Origin of the sequence: Pseudomonas sp. Root562 (assembly GCF_001427125.1) — a bacterium.
GTDB lineage: Bacteria > Pseudomonadota > Gammaproteobacteria > Pseudomonadales > Pseudomonadaceae > Aquipseudomonas.
The window spans coordinates 189,724-207,687 of record NZ_LMGK01000001.1; the positions used below are offsets into that span (position 1 = coordinate 189,724).

A 17,964-nucleotide genomic window follows, 5' to 3' on the forward strand; every position below is an offset into this window, starting at 1 on the left:
CGCGTGTTTCTGTTTCGGCCCCGCGTGCCTATAATGGATGCCTTTTTCGCCCAATGATTTTGCGGAGCTGGTGATGGCCGAACGTATGGCGTCTGTCGAGCGCGACACTCTGGAAACCCAGATCAAAGCCTCGATCAACCTCGATGGCACCGGAAAGGCCCGATTCGATATCGGTGTTCCTTTTCTTGAGCACATGCTGGACCAGATCGCCCGTCACGGGCTGATCGACCTGGATATTGTCAGCAAGGGCGACCTGCATATCGATGACCACCACACCGTGGAAGACGTCGGTATCACCCTCGGCCAGGCATTTACCAAAGCCATCGGCGACAAGAAAGGCATCCGTCGCTACGGCCACGCCTATGTGCCGCTCGATGAAGCGCTGTCGCGCGTGGTGATCGACTTCTCCGGCCGTCCCGGCCTGCAGATGCACGTTCCGTATACCCGCGCCACCGTCGGCGGTTTCGACGTGGATCTGTTCCAGGAGTTCTTCCAGGGCTTCGTCAACCACGCCAACGTCACCCTGCACATCGACAATCTGCGTGGGCACAACACCCACCACCAGATCGAAACCGTGTTCAAGGCTTTCGGCCGTGCGCTGCGCATGGCCGTGGAGCTCGATGACCGCATGGCCGGGCAAATGCCATCGACCAAGGGCGTTCTGTAATGCAGACAGTCGCGGTTATCGATTACGGCATGGGCAACCTGCACTCGGTGGCCAAGGCCCTCGAGCACGTGGGGGCCGGCAAGGTGTTGATCACCAGCGATGCCAACGTGATTCGCGAAGCCGACCGGGTGGTTTTCCCCGGCGTCGGTGCGATTCGCGATTGCATGGCGGAGATCCGTCGCCTCGGGTTCGACTCGCTGGTACGTGAGGTCAGCCAGGACCGGCCTTTCCTCGGTATCTGCGTCGGCATGCAAGCCTTGCTCGACACCAGCGAAGAGAACGACGGTGTCGACTGCATCGGGCTGTTTCCGGGCGCAGTGAAGTTCTTTGGCAAAGATCTGCACGAAGACGGCGAACACCTGAAAGTCCCGCACATGGGCTGGAACGAAGTGAAGCAGAAGGTCAGTCACCCGCTGTGGCACGACATTCCGGACATGGCGCGTTTCTACTTCGTGCACAGCTACTACATCGCTGCGGCTAATGCGCGCCAGGTGGTCGGTGGTGGTCATTACGGCGTCGATTTCGCCGCAGCGCTGGCCGATGGCTCGCGTTTCGCCGTGCAGTTCCACCCGGAGAAAAGCCATACCCATGGCCTGCAATTGCTGCAGAACTTCGCTGCGTGGGACGGTCGCTGGTAAATGGCTGTCAAGAAATCCAGGCCGCCGATCCTGACCCTCACTCCCGAACAGGAGAGCGAGGCCAACAGCAAGATCAAGCGATTCATGGAAGACCGCTTTGAACTCGACCTCGGCTCGTTCGAGGCGGCTGAGATTCTTGAGTTGTTTACCCGAGAAATTGCTCCGCACTATTACAACAGGGCGATTTTCGATGTGCAGACGCATCTCAAAGAGAGGTTCGAAAGCATCGAAAGCGACCTGTGGGCGCTCGAGAAAAACTGATTTCCGAGCCAAGCTGAACATTCGAATTTGAAGGTTTGCCAGATGCTGATTATTCCCGCTATCGATCTTAAAGACGGTGCCTGTGTTCGTCTGCGCCAGGGCCGCATGGAAGATTCCACGGTGTTCTCCGATGACCCGGTGAGCATGGCTGCCAAGTGGGTGGAGGGCGGTTGCCGTCGTCTGCATCTGGTCGACCTGAACGGCGCGTTCGAAGGCCAACCGGTCAACGGCGAAGTGGTCACCGCGATCGCCAAGCGCTATCCGAACCTGCCGATCCAGATCGGCGGCGGTATCCGCTCCCTGGAAACCATCGAGCACTACGTCAAGGCTGGCGTGAGCTACGTGATCATCGGCACCAAGGCTGTGAAAGATCCAGCCTTCGTCGCCGAAGCCTGCCGCGCTTTCCCTGGCAAAGTGATTGTCGGTCTGGACGCCAAGGACGGTTTCGTCGCTACCGACGGTTGGGCTGAAATCAGCACCATCCAGGTGATCGACCTGGCAAAGCAGTTCGAAGCCGACGGCGTGTCCGCCATCGTTTATACCGACATCGCCAAAGACGGCATGATGCAGGGCTGCAACGTACCGTTCACCGCCGCGCTGGCTGCTGCCACATCGATTCCGGTCATCGCTTCCGGTGGCATCCACAATCTGGGTGACATCAAGACCCTGCTCGACGCCAAGGCGCCGGGCATCATCGGCGCGATCACCGGCCGGGCGATCTACGAAGGCACCCTCGACGTCGCTGAAGCGCAAGCTTTCTGCGACTCGTACAAAGGCTGAGGACTGACCATGGCGCTGGCCAAACGCATCATCCCTTGCCTGGACGTGGACAACGGCCGGGTGGTCAAGGGTGTGAAATTCGAAAACATCCGCGACGCCGGTGACCCGGTGGAAATCGCCCGTCGCTACGACGAGCAGGGTGCCGACGAGATTACCTTTCTCGACATCACCGCCAGCGTCGACGGCCGCGACACCACGCTGCATACCGTCGAGCGCATGGCCAGCCAGGTGTTCATTCCGCTGACCGTCGGCGGTGGCGTGCGCACCGTGCAGGACATCCGCAACTTGCTCAATGCCGGTGCGGACAAGGTTTCGATCAACACCGCTGCGGTGTTCAACCCTGAATTCGTCGGCGAAGCGGCGCAGCATTTCGGCTCGCAGTGCATTGTCGTTGCCATCGATGCGAAAAAAGTTTCCGCTGCGGGCGAAACCCCGCGCTGGGAAATCTTCACCCACGGCGGTCGCAAGCCGACCGGCCTTGACGCTGTCGAGTGGGCAAAGAAGATGGAAGGCTTGGGAGCCGGTGAAATCCTCCTGACCAGCATGGACCAGGACGGCATGAAAAACGGCTTCGACCTTGGCGTGACCCGCGCCATCAGCGATGCCCTGGGCATTCCGGTGATCGCTTCCGGTGGCGTTGGCAACCTGCAGCATTTGGCCGACGGTATCCTCGAAGGTCACGCCAGTGCAGTCCTGGCGGCGAGTATTTTCCACTTCGGCGAATACACCGTTCAGGAAGCCAAGGCCTACATGGCTCATCGCGGAATCGTGATGCGCTGAACAAACCCATACAGGCCAGTGGACATCATGGCGGGCTCAAGGCACTCTTGGGCACGCCATGGATTTCGGTAGCCAGACATGCTCAAACGTCTTCGTTTTGCCCTCGCCAGTGCTTCCCTGTTGTTCGTCAGTGCGGTACACGCCGCAGACAACCCCAACACCGACATGGTGTTGCTGACGGAAAACTTCCCTCCGTACAACATGGCGAAGAACGGCAAGAATTTCGCCCAAGGCGAGAACATTGATGGCATCGCCACGGACATCGTCCGCGAAATATTCAAGCGTGCCGATATTACCTACAGCCTGACGCTGCGTTTCCCCTGGGAGCGAGTGTACAAACTCGCTCTGGAAAACCCCGGTTACGGTGCATTCGTGATGGCGCGGTTACCCGATCGCGAGAAGCTCTTCAAATGGGTCGGGCCGATTGGCCCGGACGACTGGATCATGCTGGCCAAGGCTGACAGCAAAATCACCCTCCAATCCCTGGACGATGCGCGAAAGTACAAAATCGGTGCGTACAAGGGCGACGCCATTGCCACTACGCTCGCCAAGCAAGGCTTGAAGCCTGTGGTGGTCCTGCGCGATCAGGACAACGCGAAGAAACTGGTCAATGGCCAGATCGATCTATGGGCTACCGGTGATCCGGCTGGGCGCTACCTGGCGCGCCAGGAAGGAGTGATCGGGCTCAAGACTGTGTTGCGGTTCAACAGTGCCGAGTTGTACCTGGCCTTGAACAAGGACGTGCCGGACGAAACCGTCGCCAAACTGCAGGCCGCGCTGGATCAGATGCGCCAGGAAGGCAAAGTTGACGAGATCATGTCGAAGTATCTGTAATTTTCACTGCGAGGCCATTTCAGGCAGGGTGCCCGGCGTCGTGCTCATGTTCACGGCACTGGTAAACACATTGTTCAAAGCCCCCCTAGTCAGCTTCGAATCGGCTGAGGCGACCCCGATGATGCAGAGCGCGTACGCGCCACTTTGTGGGCCGATTTCACTGTTGATATAGGCATTTTCTGTACTGATGGCCGGACTGTAGAAAGTAGGCACCTGACAATCCCGAGCGTTACGGACCATTTTATAGCGATAGAAGGGCGCCTTGAGGGAGAACCGGAAATCCCACTTGGGCAAGACCACCTGCCCATTCGCATTTTGCGTTTTATAGACATGTGATTTTAGTTTCCAGGGTTCCGTGACGGTCAGCTCTACCGGCTCCAACGAACAGTTCGGTGCCGCGAGGGTGAAGACGCCATCAATAAAGCACGCGTACAGGAAGCTGGCGCTGTAGCTGTAGTTGAATCGTGCGGCCTGACAAGACGTAGAGTGCTCACAATCGGATTGCGCCGGATGATTTCGCGATATCGCGACTTTACTGACGATGCCGGTAATTTCATTGGTGAGTCTGTTCAGCATCGGACTGCCAGAGCTTCCAGCGTGTAGATCGCAGCTGTTTTTCATGGCTAATGGGAACACTCCAGGGTGATCGATGAATGTTCCGGCGATTCGTTCAGCGCAGGCACTCAAACGAAGCCCGGCTTCGGTAAAACCACCCGGCGCGCCAACGTTGAGCACATCCTGATTCTCGTAAGTCAGATGTGAGGCGAGCTTGAGCGGGTTGACCCCGGCCTGTATCAGCGACGCCAATGTCGCGTCTATCTCCAGCACGGCAAGATCGGTCCCGACCAGACTGCTCCACAAGGCAATTCGGATCGGGTACTGGCGCTTACGCTGTGGCACGTCATGAAAGTAATGGAAAGTGACGCTGGCGTTCAAAGGCAAATCGGTCCGCGCCGAACCGTATCTAAAAAACACGCAATGACCGCTGGTGAGCAAGTAGGCAGGGCCGGTGGCTCGACCCTGCCTGTTTCGCGTATCCAATAGGACGGCACTGCACGTCTCGCCTGATTGGAGGCTGAGTCGTCCCACACCGCTCCAGATTTCATAAAAATTATCGCTGTTGCGCAGCGCTCTTGACGGCGAGTCATTGACGGCGCCTTCGCCAAGGTCGCGTGCCTGCACTGCAGGATTGGCCAGGACAACCAGGGCGGCGAAACAAAAGAGCTTGAGGTATTTCATATCCATTCCTTGGTGATGAAATTCAGGGTGAGCGCTATCGTGGCACGGGCCAATGCACCGGCAGATGTATATATGTATCGCGAAACGGGAATGGATCTGCAGGTTACTGTGAAGTCGGCAGGCGGTACTGGCCGTCCTTGCCATGCGCCGCCGTGGCGCGATTACCGCGCACGCTGATCATCTGCCGGATATCGATCCACTCGATTCCCTGGGCCTTCAGCTTGGGCAACTCTCGCTCCAGCACTGCCAGTGTCTGCGGATACGGATGTCCGATCATCACTGCCGAGCCCTGTCGGTGTGCGAGGCTGATCGCTGTCTGGAGTTGGGCAAAAATAGCGTCTTCAGTGCGCTCATCATCCAGAAACACATCCCGAGAAACGCTCGCCAGATCGATCTTCTGCGCTTGCTGCGCCGCCACGGTTTGCGCACTGGTGCGGCTGTCGACGAAAAATTTGTGACGACGCTGCAGGTCGGCCATCAACCAGGCCATGGCGGCGGGTTGCGCGGTCATGCGGCTACCCATGTGATTGTTGATGCCGGCGGTGTAGGGAACCCTTTTGAACGCAGCGTTCAGGCGTCTCTCAAGCTCCTCGATGGGTAGATCGGGATGCCAGGCAAATGGTCCTGTGGCCGGGTCCATCGGCATATGCAGAATGACGATCTTGCCGGCGCGATGGGCTTCGCGGGCGAATTCGGTGGCGTGGGGGGTATCGGGCATGATCGCTGCGGTTACCGGGCCGGGCAGGCCCAGCACGCGGCGATCCCGGGGCAGGCTTTGCCCCAGGTCGTCGATGATCAAGCTCAGGTAGGCTTTTTGCGGCGCGGTAACGGCGGGGGTGGCGTGAGCCACGCACGCCAGACTGCACAACAGCGCCAGGGTCAGCCGAAGAAGCATCTCAGCGGCCGGACGTAATGCTCAGCCCTTTGAGCAGGCTCAGGGCCTGGGCCAACTGGTAATCGTCGTCCTGCGGCATCGGCTTGGTTTTGCCGCCGGAGCTGCTTGGCTTGTCGGCGCCGCCGTTACCATTGCCCAGGTGACCTTGCAGATCGGCTTCCTTGAAGTACTCGCTATCCTGCTCGTTGGTAATCTTGGCTCTGCGCACTTCGATGTCCGGGACGATGCCCTGGGCCTGGATCGAGCGGCCATTAGGCGTGTAATACAGCGCCGTGGTGATTTTCAGAGCGCGGTCGTTGTTCAACGGCAGCACGGTTTGCACCGAGCCTTTGCCGAAACTTGGCGTCCCCATGACTACCGCACGCTTCTGGTCCTGCAGGGCGCCGGCGACAATTTCCGAGGCCGAGGCACTGCCGCCATTGATCAGCACAACCATTGGCACGGCTTCACTTTCATCTTTGCCAGTGGCGTTGAAACGCAGCTCGGAGTTGGCGATCCGGCCTTTGGTGTAAACGATCAGGCCTTTGGTGATGAAGTGGTCGACGACTTCAACCGCCGACTGCAGCACGCCGCCCGGATTGTTGCGCAGGTCGAGAATGATGCCTTTGAGCTTCTTGCCGTTGTCCTTGCGCAGCTTGGCCAGCGCTTTGGAGACCTCTTCGCCGGTCTTGACCTGGAACTGGGTGATACGGATGTAGCCGTAGCCCGATTCCAGCAACTGGCTCTTCACGCTCTTCACTTGAATGATGGCGCGGGCCAGGGTCACGTCGAACGGCGTGCCACCGTCGCGAACCAGGGTCAGGGTGATTTTCTGGCCGATCTTGCCGCGCATCTTGTCCACGGCTTCGGTCATGCTCTGGCCACGGGTTGGCTGGCCGTTGATCTTGACGATGAAATCGCCCGCCTGGATGCCCGCCTTGGAGGCCGGCGTGTCGTCGATTGGCGACACCACTTTGATGAATCCGTCTTCGGCGCCGACTTCGATGCCCAGGCCGCCGAACTCGCCGCTGGTGCTTTCCTGCAACTCGGCGAAGTCTTCAGGCCCGAGATAGGCCGAGTGTGGATCAAGGTTGCTGAGCATGCCCTTGATGGCGTTTTCCAGCAGGGTCTTGTCGTCTATCGGGTCGACATAGGCGGCTTTGATCCGATCCATGACCTCGGCAAAGGTGCGCAACTCTTCCAGCGGCAATGGCGCCTTGGTGGTCGCAGCAGTGCCCGCAGGCGCAACCGCCGGGGCCGGTTGAGCGGCGAACGCCAGAGGCGCGCCGATCACCAGGGCGATCGTCAGGGCCAGCGAGGTAAGGCGGGACAAATGCAGCATGTCGAACGAACTCCTGAATTGGATGGCGCGCTTATCCTTGCGCGCGACACCATTGTGCAGGGTCACTCGGGTGACCCTGCTGACGAATCGCGAAATACAAGGCCGGTGTGTCTTGACCGCCGCTGCTACCTACAGTGGAGATGGATTCACCGGCTTTTACCACGTCACCCGCAGACTTGAGCAGTGTCTGGTTGTGACCATAAAGACTCAAAAAACCGTTGCCATGGTCGAGAATGACCAGCAACCCTGCGCCGCGCAACCAGTCGGCGAACACCACGCGACCGCCATGCACCGCATGCACGGTACTGCCGGCGGAAGCGCCGATCATCACGCCGTCCCACTTGGTCCGGGCGTCGTCGCCACGGCTTTCACCGAAGCGTGCCAACAGTCGACCATCGACAGGCCACGGAAGTTTGCCGCGAGTTGAAGCAAACGGACCGCCAAAGGTTTCGCCGGAGCTTGAGACCAACGCGCCAGGCGTTGATTTAACCGGTTTGCGTGGGGCGTCAGTCTCGTCTGCTTGAGCCTGGGCCTCACGTAAGCGCTTTTTTTCGGCTTCCTGCTGGGCAATCAGCGCTTTTTGTCGCGCTTCTTCTGCCTCACGAGCCTGGCGAGCCAGGGTTTCCTCAATGGTTTTAAGGACTTTAGACAGATCTGCCTGATCCTGCTCGCGGGCCGCCAGTTTCTGGTCGCGGGCCTTCACGTCGTCATTGAGCTTGGCCAGGACTTGCTGGCGCTCTCGGCGGACTTTGTCCAGCTCGTCGCGCTGGGTGTCGAGGCTGCTTTTCTGTACCAGCAGTTGCGCTTGCTGCATGTCGATGTCTTTTTCGACATTGGCCAGTTGGCGCAGCGTTTCGTTGAAGCTCTTCAACTGTTCCAGGCGGGCCTGGCTCAGGTAGTCGTAATAGGTGAGGGTGCGGGCGAATTTCTCGGGATTCTGCTGGTTGAGCAGCAGCTTCAAATATTCCTGTCGGCCGTTCTGGTAGGCCGCGCGGGCCTGGATGGCGATCAGTCGCTGTTGTTCAGTGCGCGCGCTCTGGAGTTTTTTTTTCTCCGCATCGAGCCGCTGCAGCTCGGCTTCACTTTTCTTCAGCTCTTTTTGCAGGGCCTCGACCTGCTTCTCGAGCTTGCCCATTTCAGTCTCGGTGCCCTTGAGTTCTTTTTGCACCCCGGATTTTTCTTCCTGCAACTTGCCCAGCAGCTTTTTCAGCTCGGCAATGTCCTGACGCGTGGCGTCCAACTGTTGTTGGGTTTGCGCGCGCTCGTCAGCAAAGGCCGGTTGGAGCAGGCAAGTCAGAGCAAGGGCTATCAGGACGCGAAGCATAGAGGCGGGCGACACCAGGGAAAGGGACGGCCTAGTATGCCCGCCATGGGCAGCAAAAAAAATGCCCAATTGGGACTGTGTGATAACTGGAGAGGGATGTGCGGGAAATTAGTCCTGAAAACCACCAGAAACCACTGTGGGAGCTGGCTTGTCGGGTCGCCGCATCGCAGCGATAGCGGCCTGGCAACAACATGAATGTTTGCTGTCAGATTGCTATCGCTGGCAAGCCAGCTCCCACAGGTATTAATGATGATTAGACGAGAATCGAAGTCCCGGTCATTTCCGCCGGTTTTTCCAGGCCCAGCAGCTTGAGCATGGTCGGTGCCACGTCCGCCAGCACACCACCTTCGCGGACCTTGAGGTCGCGCTTGCCGACATAGATGAACGGCACCGGTTCGGTGGTGTGTGCGGTGTGCGCCTGGCCGGTGGAGGCGTCGGACATTTGCTCGACGTTGCCGTGGTCAGCGGTGATCAGCGCTTCGCCGCCAACCTTTTCCAGCGCCTCGACGATTCGGCCGACGCAAGTGTCCAGGCATTCGACAGCTTTGACCGCCGCTTCGAACACGCCGCTGTGGCCAACCATGTCGCCGTTGGCGTAGTTGACGACGATCACGTCATAGCGCTGGTTTTCGATGGCATCGACAATGCGATCGGTGACTTCGGGTGCGCTCATTTCCGGCTGCAAGTCGTAAGTGGCGACTTTTGGCGACGGAATCAGGATGCGTTCTTCGCCCGGGAACGGTTCTTCGCGGCCGCCGGAGAAGAAGAAGGTCACGTGCGCGTACTTCTCTGTTTCAGCAATGCGCAGCTGGGTCTTGCCGTTTTTCGCCAAATAGTCGCCCAGCACGTTTTCCAGGCTGCCCGCGGCGAAGGCCGATGGCGCAGGAATGCTGGCGGCGTATTGGGTCAGCATGACAAAACCGGCCAGTTTTGGCTGGCGGCTGCGTTCGAATTCCTTGAAATCGTCTTCCACGAACACGCGGGTCAGTTCGCGGGCACGGTCGGCGCGGAAGTTCATGAACACCACCGCATCGCCATCTTCGACTTTTACCGGTTCGCCGATCGAGGTGGCTTTGACGAATTCGTCGCTCTCGCCACGCTCGTACGCAGCTTGCAAGCCTTCCTGGGCGGTGGCGGCGTTGAATTCGCCAGTACCGTCGACAATCAGGTTGTAGGCCTGGGATACGCGGTCCCAACGGTTGTCACGGTCCATCGCGAAATAGCGGCCGATGAGGCTGGCGATACGACCTTTGCCCAGCGCCTGGAAAGTGGCGTCGAGCAGTTCGATCGACGACTGCGCGCTTTTCGGTGGCGTATCACGGCCATCGAGGAACGCGTGCAGGTAGATTTTTTCGGCGCCACGCTTGGCGGCCAGTTCAGCCATGGCCACCAAATGGTCCTGATGGCTGTGAACGCCGCCATCGGACAGCAGACCCATGAAGTGCACGGCTTTGCCGGCGGCGACGGCTTTATCGACGGCAGCGCAGATGGTCGGGTTCTCGAAGAACTCGCCGTCGCGGATCGACTTGGTAACGCGCGTGAAGTCCTGATACACCACGCGGCCGGCGCCGAGGTTCATGTGGCCGACTTCGGAGTTGCCCATCTGGCCATCCGGCAAGCCGACGTCCATGCCGCTGCCCGAGATCAGGCCGTTCGGTACGGTGGCCCACAAGCGGTCCAGCACAGGCTTTTTCGCGGCAAAGATCGCGTTGGATTCAGGGTTGTCGCTGTGACCGAAGCCGTCGAGAATCATCAGGACCAAAGGTTTAGGCGTGGTAGTCATGGAATCCACTCGTGGCTGAGGTAAAAGGGGATGATGGAAAAAGGGAGTCGCAGTTTAAAGCGAAGTTCCTGCCGCGTCACCGCCAGACGGGGTTTGGCCCACCATAGTGGCTGTGTATACTGGCCGACATTTTAACGCCCTGGAACCTCCTTCGATGGTTGCTCACCTGATTGAATTTGCCACTAACCACTACATTCTCGTCGGTATCTTCGTCGTACTGCTGGCCGCGCTGATCGCTTATCAGATGCAGGGCGGCGGCCGTAGCCTGAGCACCGGTGAACTGACCGGCCTGGTCAACAAAGACGCGGGCGTGGTGATCGACATTCGTCCGGCGAAGGATTTTGCCGCCGGTCACATTGTTGGTGCGTTGAACATTCCGCACGACAAACTGACTGCTCGCGTTGGCGAGCTGGAAAAGCACAAGGCCAAGACCATCATTCTGGTCGACGCCATGGGCCAGACTGCGGGCACCCACGCTCGCGAGCTGATGAAAGCCGGTTTCACCGCCGCCAAGCTGTCCGGTGGCGTTTCCAGCTGGAAAGCCGACAATCTGCCGCTGGTGAAGTGATATGAGCAACGTCGTCGTCTACTCCAGCGATTACTGCCCTTATTGCTCCCGAGCCAAGTACCTGCTCGAGAACAAAGGCGTGGCCTTCGAAGAGATCAAGGTCGATGGCAAGCCGCAGGTGCGTGCTGCAATGGCTCAGAAGGCCGGACGTACCTCCGTGCCGCAGATCTGGATCGGCAGCACCCACGTCGGCGGTTGTGACGATTTGTTTGCCCTGGAGCGCGCCGGCAAGCTCGACGCACTGCTCAAGGCCTGAGTTCCATACCTTATAAAAGCCCAAGATCAGAAAGGATCTGAGATGACTGACCAACAGAACACTGCAGCCAGCGAAGAAGAAAACGCACCGCAATTCTCCTTGCAGCGCATCTACGTACGTGACTTGTCCTTCGAAGCCCCGAAAAGCCCGGCGATTTTCCGCCAGCAGTGGGAGCCGAGTGTCGGTCTGGATCTGAACACCCGTCAAAAGGCTCTGGAGAGCGACTTTCACGAAGTCGTACTGACCTTGTCGGTAACCGTGAAGAACGGTGACGAAGTGGCGTTCATCGCCGAAGTGCAACAGGCCGGTATCTTCCTGATCAAGAACCTGGACGACGCTTCGATGAGCCACACCCTGGGTGCGTTCTGCCCGAACATCCTGTTCCCGTACGCTCGCGAAACCCTGGACAGCCTGGTGACCCGCGGTTCGTTCCCGGCGCTGATGCTGGCCCCGGTGAACTTCGACGCGCTGTACGCGCAAGAGCTGCAACGCATGCAGGCAGCGGGCGAGACGCCGACCGTTCAGTAAGCGTTCGATGCACTAACGAAAAAAGCGCCATCAAAGGCGCTTTTTTCTTGGGCGGGAGATGATCGTTCCCACGCTCCGCGTGGGAATGCAGCCCGTGACGCTCGGCGTCACTGGACGCGGAGCGTCCCTTGAGGCGTACCCACGCGGAGCGTGGGTACGATCAGTCTCTGCTTTATTTGAAGTCGTTCTGGCGCCAGGCTTCGTACACCGCCACCGCCACGGTATTCGACAGGTTCAGGCTGCGGCAGCCTTCACGCATCGGCAGACGCAAGCGCTGTTCGGCGGGCAGGGCATCGAGCACGTCGGCGGGGAGGCCACGGCTTTCCGGGCCGAACAGAAAAGCATCACCCGGGACGAAACTGGCATCGTGAAATGGCCGTGAGCCCTTGGTGGTAAAAGCGTACACCCGTGGATGACCGAGGCTTTCCAGGCAGCTGGCAAGGTCCGCGTGGCGCTGCAGGGTGGCATACTCGTGGTAATCGAGGCCAGCCCGGCGCAGGCGCTTGTCGTCCATCTCGAAGCCCAGCGGCTCGATCAAATGCAGGTGGCAGCCACTGTTGGCGCACAGCCTGATAACGTTGCCGGTATTCGGCGGAATTTCTGGTTGGAAAAGGATGACGTGAAACATGCACGGCTCCGAAGGTAAAGATGAGCGGCATTCTACGCCGCAAGCCGACTCGCGTTCGAAACTATTCCCGCGGGTGATGATGTCGCTGGCCATTGTCGGGGTCATGGTGGGGCTGATGATCGGTCGCCTGACCACGCCCGACCCCAGCGTCATGCAGCAAATCGAAGTAAAGGGCGACGCACTGGTGGTGTGGTTCAACAACGAACCCAAGACCCACGGCGAGATCGTCGATGGCAGCGTCGCGTTGTTGTTCGAGGCCGAGGGCAAGGCGCAGCAAGGTCAGCTCAAGCTTAACGACAAGAGCGTGAACTGGCGGGTGCGGTTGAGCGATGGGGGGTTGTTGCTGACGGTGGTGGCGGCCCGTCCCCTGCAGGGTGAGTGGGCCGGTAGCGAGGTCGATGACCGCTGGCGGCTGGAGGTCCATCTCCGGGAGCAATAAAAGAGGGAATCCCCGGCCTGCCTGTACCAAGGTCCCCAAAACGGGAGGGTTCGCGCATGGCGTCGTGAACCCGGTGTAAAGAGGGAATCCCCGGCCTGCCTGTACCAAGGACCCCAAAACGGGATGGGCTCGTCGCTTGTGCGGTGTGAGCCCGGTGTAAAGAGGGGAATCCCCGGCCTGCCTGTACCAAGGTCCCCGAAACTGGGTAGTGGTCTGAACCACTGAATGGACTATTGCAGGGGGCATGCCAGGTTTTCATAAGTTGAAACAAAAAGCCCTGTCGTGATGTGCAAAGCCCCGTAATCCGGGGCTTTTGTATTTTTTCGGCAGGGCTTCGATTGCGAGTGCAGACTGGATTTCAGAGCGGTCACAGTGCGCGATTGCGGTTCACGGTGCATTGCGGCGGTGCATCCGGCCCCTAAAAGCATCGCGGGCAAGCCTCGCTCCTACGGGGCCTGAATGGCAGTAATCCCGTAGGAGCGAGGCTTGCCCGCGAATGGAGCTCAAGAGCGATGAAAATCAAGCGGTGAAACTAGCCCTCATCCCCCTCATCATCATCCCCGCCATCGACCTTCATGCCCAATTCCTTGATTTTGCGCGTCAGGGTGTTGCGCCCCCAACCCAGCAATACGGCGGCATCACGGCGACGGCCAGCGGTGTGTTTGAGGGCTGTTTCGATCATGATGCGCTCGAAGGCCGGAACGGCGCTGTCGAGCAGGCTCGACTGACCGCGTGCCAATGCCTGGTCGGCCCACTGGCGCAGTGCTTGCTCCCAGTTGGTCACTGGCGCCGAATCCTGCGGCAGGCTCAGCAGCTCAGGTGGCAGGTCGCCGATATGCACTTCGCGGCCCGAAGCCATGACCGTGATCCAGCGGCAAGTGTTCTCCAGCTGACGCACGTTGCCCGGCCACGGCAGATTCTTCAGGTATTCCTCGGTTTCGCTCTTGAGCAGCTTTGGTTCCACGGCAAGTTCTTGCGCGGCACGGCTGAGGAAGTGCTTGGCCAGGGTCGGGATGTCTTCGCGGCGGTCCGACAGGCGCGGGATATGGATGCGGATTACATTGAGGCGGTGGAACAAGTCCTCACGGAATTTCCCGGCGTGCACCAGGGTTTCCAGATTCTGGTGAGTGGCGGCGATGATGCGCACATCAACCTTGACCGGCACATGACCGCCAACGCGATAGAACTCGCCATCGGCCAGTACGCGCAGCAAGCGGGTCTGGGTGTCGGCCGGCATGTCGCCGATTTCATCGAGGAACAGCGTGCCGCCATCAGCCTGCTCGAAGCGGCCGCGACGCAGGTTGGCGGCGCCGGTGAACGCGCCTTTCTCATGACCGAACAGTTCCGACTCCATCAGGTCTTTCGGGATCGCCGCCATGTTCAGCGCAATGAACGGCGATGCCGCACGAGGGCTGTGACGATGCAGGGCGTGGGCCACCAGTTCCTTGCCGGTACCCGACTCGCCGTTGATCAACACAGTGATGTTGGAGTGGCTCAAGCGGCCGATGGCGCGAAACACTTCCTGCATCGCCGGTGCTTCGCCGATGATTTCCGGGGTGCGGGTCAGGGTCGGAGCGACTTCCAGGCCTTGTTGCTCCTGGGCGTGCTGGTTGGCGCGCTTGACCAGGGAGACGGCTTCATCGACATCGAACGGCTTGGGCAGGTACTCGAAGGCACCGCCCTGGTAGGACGCGACAGCGCTGTCCAGATCGGAGTGCGCGGTCATGATGATCACTGGCAGCCGCGGGTGCTGTTCGCGAATCCGCGCCAGAAGGTCCAGGCCACTGGCGCCGGGCATGCGGATGTCGGAGATGATCACGTCCGGCTGCTGGCGCGCCAGGCGGCTCATCACGCCATCGGCGCTGTCAAAGCTCTGCGTGGTCATGCCTTCCTGTTGCAAGGCTTTTTCCAGGACCCAACGGATAGAACGGTCGTCATCGACGATCCACACGGTTTCACTACGGCTCATGTCGATGTGGCTCCTTGTTCCAGTGGCAGAAAGATCGAGAACGTGGTGTGGCCGGGGTGGCTGTCACACTCGATCAGGCCCTGGTGCTGGCTGATGATGTTCTGGGTAATGGCCAGGCCCAGCCCGGTACCGTCCGGACGGCCGCTGACCATGGGGAAGAAAATGGTTTCCTGAAGCTCCGCAGGGATGCCCGGGCCGTTGTCGATGATTTCGATCTTGGTCACCAGGCGATGGCGCACGTGACCGATGGTGAACTGACGCATGGCACGGGTACGCAGGCTGATGCGGCCCAGGCGCAGCTCGTTCTGGCTACTGATGGCCTGCATTGCGTTACGCACAATGTTCAGCACGGCCTGGATCATTTGTTCGCGGTCGATCAGCACGTCGGGGATGCTTGGGTCATAGTCGCGCACCAATGTGATGCAGCCTTGGCTTTCGGCCTCGACCAGATGGCAGACGCGCTCCAGAACTTCGTGGACGTTGCACATGGCCAGCGAGGGCAGCTTGTTGGAACCGAGCATGCGATCGACCAGGTTTCGCAGGCGGTCAGCTTCCTCGATGATCACATTGGTGTAATCGCGCAGGCTTTCTTCCGGCAGTTCGCGGGCCAGCAATTGCGCCGCGCCACGAATGCCGCCCAGCGGATTCTTGATTTCGTGGGCCAGGCCGCGCACCAGCATCTTGCTGGTTTCCTGCTTCGACAGTTGCGCCTCTTCCTTGGTGATGCGCAGCAGGCGATCGCGGGGATGTACCTCGAGCAGTAATAACGTATCGCCATTGCTGAGGATCGGTGTGACCGCGTAATCGACCGTCAGGGTCTGGCCGGTGAGGGCGGTGAGCATCGCTTCGCGCTTGGTGAACGGGTGCGCCTGCTGCACGGCCTGACGCAACGAATTGAGCGCCTCGGTGGATTCGGTGAACAACTCGCTGATGAACTGCCCATGGCTGCGCTGGCCGCTGATGGCCAGCAGCATTTCCGCCGCCGGGTTCATGTACTCAAGGCGCAATTCGGCATCGAGCAGGATGGTCGCGGTGGTGAGGTTGTCGAGTAGCAAACGGTGGAGTGCGTCGCTAATGGTCATCGGGACCTCTTTTAGGGCAAAGCATGCGCAAGAAAAAAGCGCTGACGCGAGGAAAATGCAAAAACCAAACCAAGGCTCCGAAAAGAAGCGTGGATCGCCCGAAATGGGCGTTCGGCGCTCGATTGAGTGGCGCTCTGCCACCTTCGGCGAGTAGTTTCGAACCAAAATGGGTTGGAATTTGGCGAAGGTGCAACCAATCGCACCAATATAGTGCGCAAACCTGAGCCAATTTAGAAGAAGCGTAAAAACGGACTTTTTTCTTCGACTGGCTTCTCGGCAAGCGGGCATTCCGGCCGTTGGCCATAGTCATCGATCGCGCACGGTTTGACCTTGCGCTTTTGCGCCAGGGACATGCGCTGCATGTGGAAAGGCTGATTGGCGGTACGTTCAACGGTTCGGCCGTGTTCGTCGAGGACCTCCACGGACAGCTGGTGGGTGCCGCGGTCGATGTTGGTCAGCGGGAACACCGGGCTGATACCGGGCTCGGCCGTGGGTTGGCCATCGAGCAATAAGCGGTAGCGATGGCCTTTTTGCAGGCCTGGCTCACTGGTGATACTGACGATGATTTCGCCAGCAGTGCTGCGTACAGTGGCATCGGGCTCCGGCACCAGAATGCGCAGCAGGTCGTAGTGGAGCAGGGGTTTTTGCTCTGGTTTCTTTGCGCTGCGCGCTGGTGCGGAGTCTGGGACGGCCATTCGGTTACTGGTTGCCAGCGGGACGCGCTTGGCATTGCCGGGTCTGGGCTGATCGGTAAAGACCCGATTGCCTTGGGCGTCGATGTAAGTAAACACCTGCGCCGAAGCGGGCAAGGCCAACAGCAGGCCGATCAGCAACCAACCCTTCAAGGCTTGTGCACCCGTTGCACGGTAAACGTCACACTGGGACTTTGCTGGACCACGGTTTCCCCGTCTATTACTTGCACCGCCAGGCTGTGCAGGCCGCGGTCGATGTTCACCAGTTGCAGGATCGGCACATTGCCGGGCTGACCGTAGGGTTGGTCATCCAGGACCAGTCTGAACAGGTGCGGGCCTTGCAATCGCGGTTTGATCAACACATTGACGGTGAAGGTGCCGTTGTTCGCGCGCAGGGCTTCGGTGGTGGGCAGGCCGGTCAGCTCCAGTACTTCGTAGGCATTGCGCGATTGTTCGTCCGTATTGGTTGGCGTGGTTGACCCCGGAGCTGTCTGGGGTTCAACGCTGTTGAGTGGCGGCAGCTCGACCGGCTGGGCCGGTACTCCGTCGGGCGGTTGATTGCTGTACGCGGTATTGCCATCCGCATCGGTGTATTTGTAGATCTGGGCCACCACGGGAAAAGCCAAAGGCAGCAGCAAAAGCATAAAAAGTGGCCGCATTCAGCCTCCCTGTGGGCAGCGAGAATTACTCCGACAATGGAATTCCTTGGCTGCCAGCATAGAACACAATGAGTTCTACCGGCTTGTCACCGGTTTTTCCACGATGCGTGGTGTCGACCATTTCAGCCAGCGCCTCGCCCTGTTTGAAGTGCTGGACCAAGCCATTGTCCTTGCCCTCAACCGTCAACTCGCCCGCGAGAATGTAGGCCGCGTTGGGGATTGGATGAGTATGCCAGTCGAGTTCAGTGTTGGCCGGTATCTTGAGTTTGAGCAGTGTCAGTTCAGGGGCGGCTGCGGGGTAGCGAGTGTAGGGGGTGTTGTCCCAGGAGGTGCTGCTTTGCAGGAGGATTTTCCGTTCGATGCCTGCCGGTTGCGATGCCGGGCTGCAGCCCAGCAATGCAGTAGTCAAGGTGGCGAGCAGGGGAGTCAGCAGGTAGGTCTTCATTGTTTTATCCGTTGAGTTCGGGCAAGACGGAGCAGGCTACGAACAACTTGAGCGGATTGATGCCGGACGATGCTGTGAATGTCCGAGGAGAAGGAGATAACCGCTGTCGGAAAATGACCAAAAAAAAGAGGCCTCCCGAAGGAGGCCTCTTTTTAGTCACGCCGCTTGCGCAGGCG

At 59.4% G+C, this 17,964-nt stretch carries 21 protein-coding genes; 10 read left to right on the forward strand and 11 right to left on the reverse strand.

Annotation, left to right across the window (positions count from 1 at the left end):
• Window positions 1–73 precede the first annotated feature (73 nt).
• The 6 genes from hisB (at window position 74) to ASD60_RS00975 (ending at window position 3,960) form a co-directional block, all read left to right on the forward strand.
• A complete protein-coding gene (gene hisB / locus ASD60_RS00950; protein ID WP_007939452.1) occupies window positions 74–667 on the forward strand; it encodes an imidazoleglycerol-phosphate dehydratase HisB in 594 nt (197 codons plus the stop codon).
• Window positions 667–1,305: an imidazole glycerol phosphate synthase subunit HisH gene (gene hisH / locus ASD60_RS00955; protein WP_008080553.1), complete on the forward strand. Its 639-nt coding sequence runs from the start codon at window positions 667–669 to the stop codon at window positions 1,303–1,305. The genes hisB and hisH overlap by 1 nt, the downstream gene beginning before the upstream one ends.
• Window positions 1,306–1,566, forward strand: coding sequence for a DUF2164 domain-containing protein (locus tag ASD60_RS00960; RefSeq protein WP_056852198.1), 261 nt, complete (start codon window positions 1,306–1,308; stop codon window positions 1,564–1,566).
• A 42-nt stretch (window positions 1,567–1,608) separates the two neighbouring features.
• Window positions 1,609–2,346, forward strand: coding sequence for a 1-(5-phosphoribosyl)-5-[(5-phosphoribosylamino)methylideneamino]imidazole-4-carboxamide isomerase (hisA, locus tag ASD60_RS00965; RefSeq protein ID WP_015093076.1), 738 nt, complete (start codon window positions 1,609–1,611; stop codon window positions 2,344–2,346).
• 9 nt (window positions 2,347–2,355) lie between these two features.
• On the forward strand, window positions 2,356–3,126 hold the full coding sequence (hisF, locus tag ASD60_RS00970) for an imidazole glycerol phosphate synthase subunit HisF (RefSeq protein ID WP_056852199.1): 771 nt from the start codon (window positions 2,356–2,358) through the stop codon (window positions 3,124–3,126).
• A gap of 78 nt (window positions 3,127–3,204) precedes the next feature.
• Window positions 3,205–3,960, forward strand: coding sequence for a substrate-binding periplasmic protein (locus tag ASD60_RS00975; protein WP_056852200.1), 756 nt, complete (start codon window positions 3,205–3,207; stop codon window positions 3,958–3,960).
• A gap of 3 nt (window positions 3,961–3,963) precedes the next feature.
• On the opposite strand, the gene ASD60_RS00980 is transcribed toward ASD60_RS00975, so the two are convergent.
• The 5 genes from ASD60_RS00980 to gpmI form a co-directional block, all read right to left on the reverse strand.
• Entirely contained in the window at window positions 3,964–5,199 is a 1,236-nt protein-coding gene (locus tag ASD60_RS00980; RefSeq protein ID WP_056852201.1) for a trypsin-like serine peptidase, read from the reverse strand.
• 103 nt (window positions 5,200–5,302) lie between these two features.
• Window positions 5,303–6,094, reverse strand: coding sequence for a divergent polysaccharide deacetylase family protein (locus tag ASD60_RS00985; protein WP_056852202.1), 792 nt, complete (start codon window positions 6,092–6,094; stop codon window positions 5,303–5,305).
• Window position 6,095: 1 nt separating this feature from the next.
• Complete coding sequence (locus tag ASD60_RS00990) at window positions 6,096–7,415, reverse strand: S41 family peptidase (RefSeq protein ID WP_056852203.1); 1,320 nt, start codon at window positions 7,413–7,415, stop codon at window positions 6,096–6,098.
• Window positions 7,416–7,446: 31 nt separating this feature from the next.
• Window positions 7,447–8,739: a murein hydrolase activator EnvC family protein gene (locus tag ASD60_RS00995; RefSeq protein ID WP_056852204.1), complete on the reverse strand. Its 1,293-nt coding sequence runs from the start codon at window positions 8,737–8,739 to the stop codon at window positions 7,447–7,449.
• A gap of 253 nt (window positions 8,740–8,992) precedes the next feature.
• A complete protein-coding gene (gene gpmI / locus ASD60_RS01000; RefSeq protein ID WP_056852205.1) occupies window positions 8,993–10,522 on the reverse strand; it encodes a 2,3-bisphosphoglycerate-independent phosphoglycerate mutase in 1,530 nt (509 codons plus the stop codon).
• 154 nt (window positions 10,523–10,676) lie between these two features.
• Between gpmI and ASD60_RS01005 the strand changes: the two genes are divergently transcribed.
• The 3 genes from ASD60_RS01005 to secB are packed head-to-tail and all read left to right on the forward strand — an operon-like array spanning window position 10,677 to window position 11,874.
• Window positions 10,677–11,090: a rhodanese-like domain-containing protein gene (locus ASD60_RS01005; protein ID WP_056852206.1), complete on the forward strand. Its 414-nt coding sequence runs from the start codon at window positions 10,677–10,679 to the stop codon at window positions 11,088–11,090.
• A 1-nt stretch (window position 11,091) separates the two neighbouring features.
• Complete coding sequence (gene grxC, locus ASD60_RS01010; protein WP_008058538.1) at window positions 11,092–11,346, forward strand: glutaredoxin 3; 255 nt, start codon at window positions 11,092–11,094, stop codon at window positions 11,344–11,346.
• 42 nt (window positions 11,347–11,388) lie between these two features.
• Window positions 11,389–11,874 (forward strand): protein-export chaperone SecB, encoded by a 486-nt coding sequence (gene secB / locus ASD60_RS01015; protein WP_056852207.1) that lies wholly within the window; start codon window positions 11,389–11,391, stop codon window positions 11,872–11,874.
• A gap of 172 nt (window positions 11,875–12,046) precedes the next feature.
• Here the strand turns inward: secB and ASD60_RS01020 are convergent, their stop codons facing one another.
• Window positions 12,047–12,502, reverse strand: coding sequence for a tRNA (cytidine(34)-2'-O)-methyltransferase (locus tag ASD60_RS01020; protein ID WP_056852208.1), 456 nt, complete (start codon window positions 12,500–12,502; stop codon window positions 12,047–12,049).
• On the opposite strand from ASD60_RS01020, the gene ASD60_RS01025 reads away from it, so the two are divergent.
• Window positions 12,501–12,941, forward strand: coding sequence for a hypothetical protein (locus ASD60_RS01025; RefSeq protein WP_056852209.1), 441 nt, complete (start codon window positions 12,501–12,503; stop codon window positions 12,939–12,941). The two genes, ASD60_RS01020 and ASD60_RS01025, sit on opposite strands and share 2 nt — an antisense overlap.
• Before the next feature lie 532 nt (window positions 12,942–13,473).
• On the opposite strand, the gene ntrC is transcribed toward ASD60_RS01025, so the two are convergent.
• From ntrC to ASD60_RS01050, 5 genes are all read right to left on the reverse strand, one after another.
• Window positions 13,474–14,910 (reverse strand): nitrogen regulation protein NR(I), encoded by a 1,437-nt coding sequence (ntrC, locus tag ASD60_RS01030; protein ID WP_056852210.1) that lies wholly within the window; start codon window positions 14,908–14,910, stop codon window positions 13,474–13,476.
• Window positions 14,907–15,992, reverse strand: coding sequence for a nitrogen regulation protein NR(II) (gene glnL / locus ASD60_RS01035; RefSeq protein ID WP_056852211.1), 1,086 nt, complete (start codon window positions 15,990–15,992; stop codon window positions 14,907–14,909). Before glnL ends, ntrC begins: the two co-directional genes overlap by 4 nt.
• Before the next feature lie 230 nt (window positions 15,993–16,222).
• Complete coding sequence (locus ASD60_RS01040; protein WP_056852212.1) at window positions 16,223–16,837, reverse strand: DUF4124 domain-containing protein; 615 nt, start codon at window positions 16,835–16,837, stop codon at window positions 16,223–16,225.
• Window positions 16,834–17,343, reverse strand: coding sequence for a DUF4124 domain-containing protein (locus tag ASD60_RS01045; protein ID WP_056852213.1), 510 nt, complete (start codon window positions 17,341–17,343; stop codon window positions 16,834–16,836). The genes ASD60_RS01040 and ASD60_RS01045 overlap by 4 nt, the downstream gene beginning before the upstream one ends.
• Window positions 17,344–17,368: 25 nt before the next feature.
• Window positions 17,369–17,788: a cupin domain-containing protein gene (locus ASD60_RS01050; protein ID WP_056852214.1), complete on the reverse strand. Its 420-nt coding sequence runs from the start codon at window positions 17,786–17,788 to the stop codon at window positions 17,369–17,371.
• Between the last annotated feature and the right edge of the window lie 176 nt (window positions 17,789–17,964).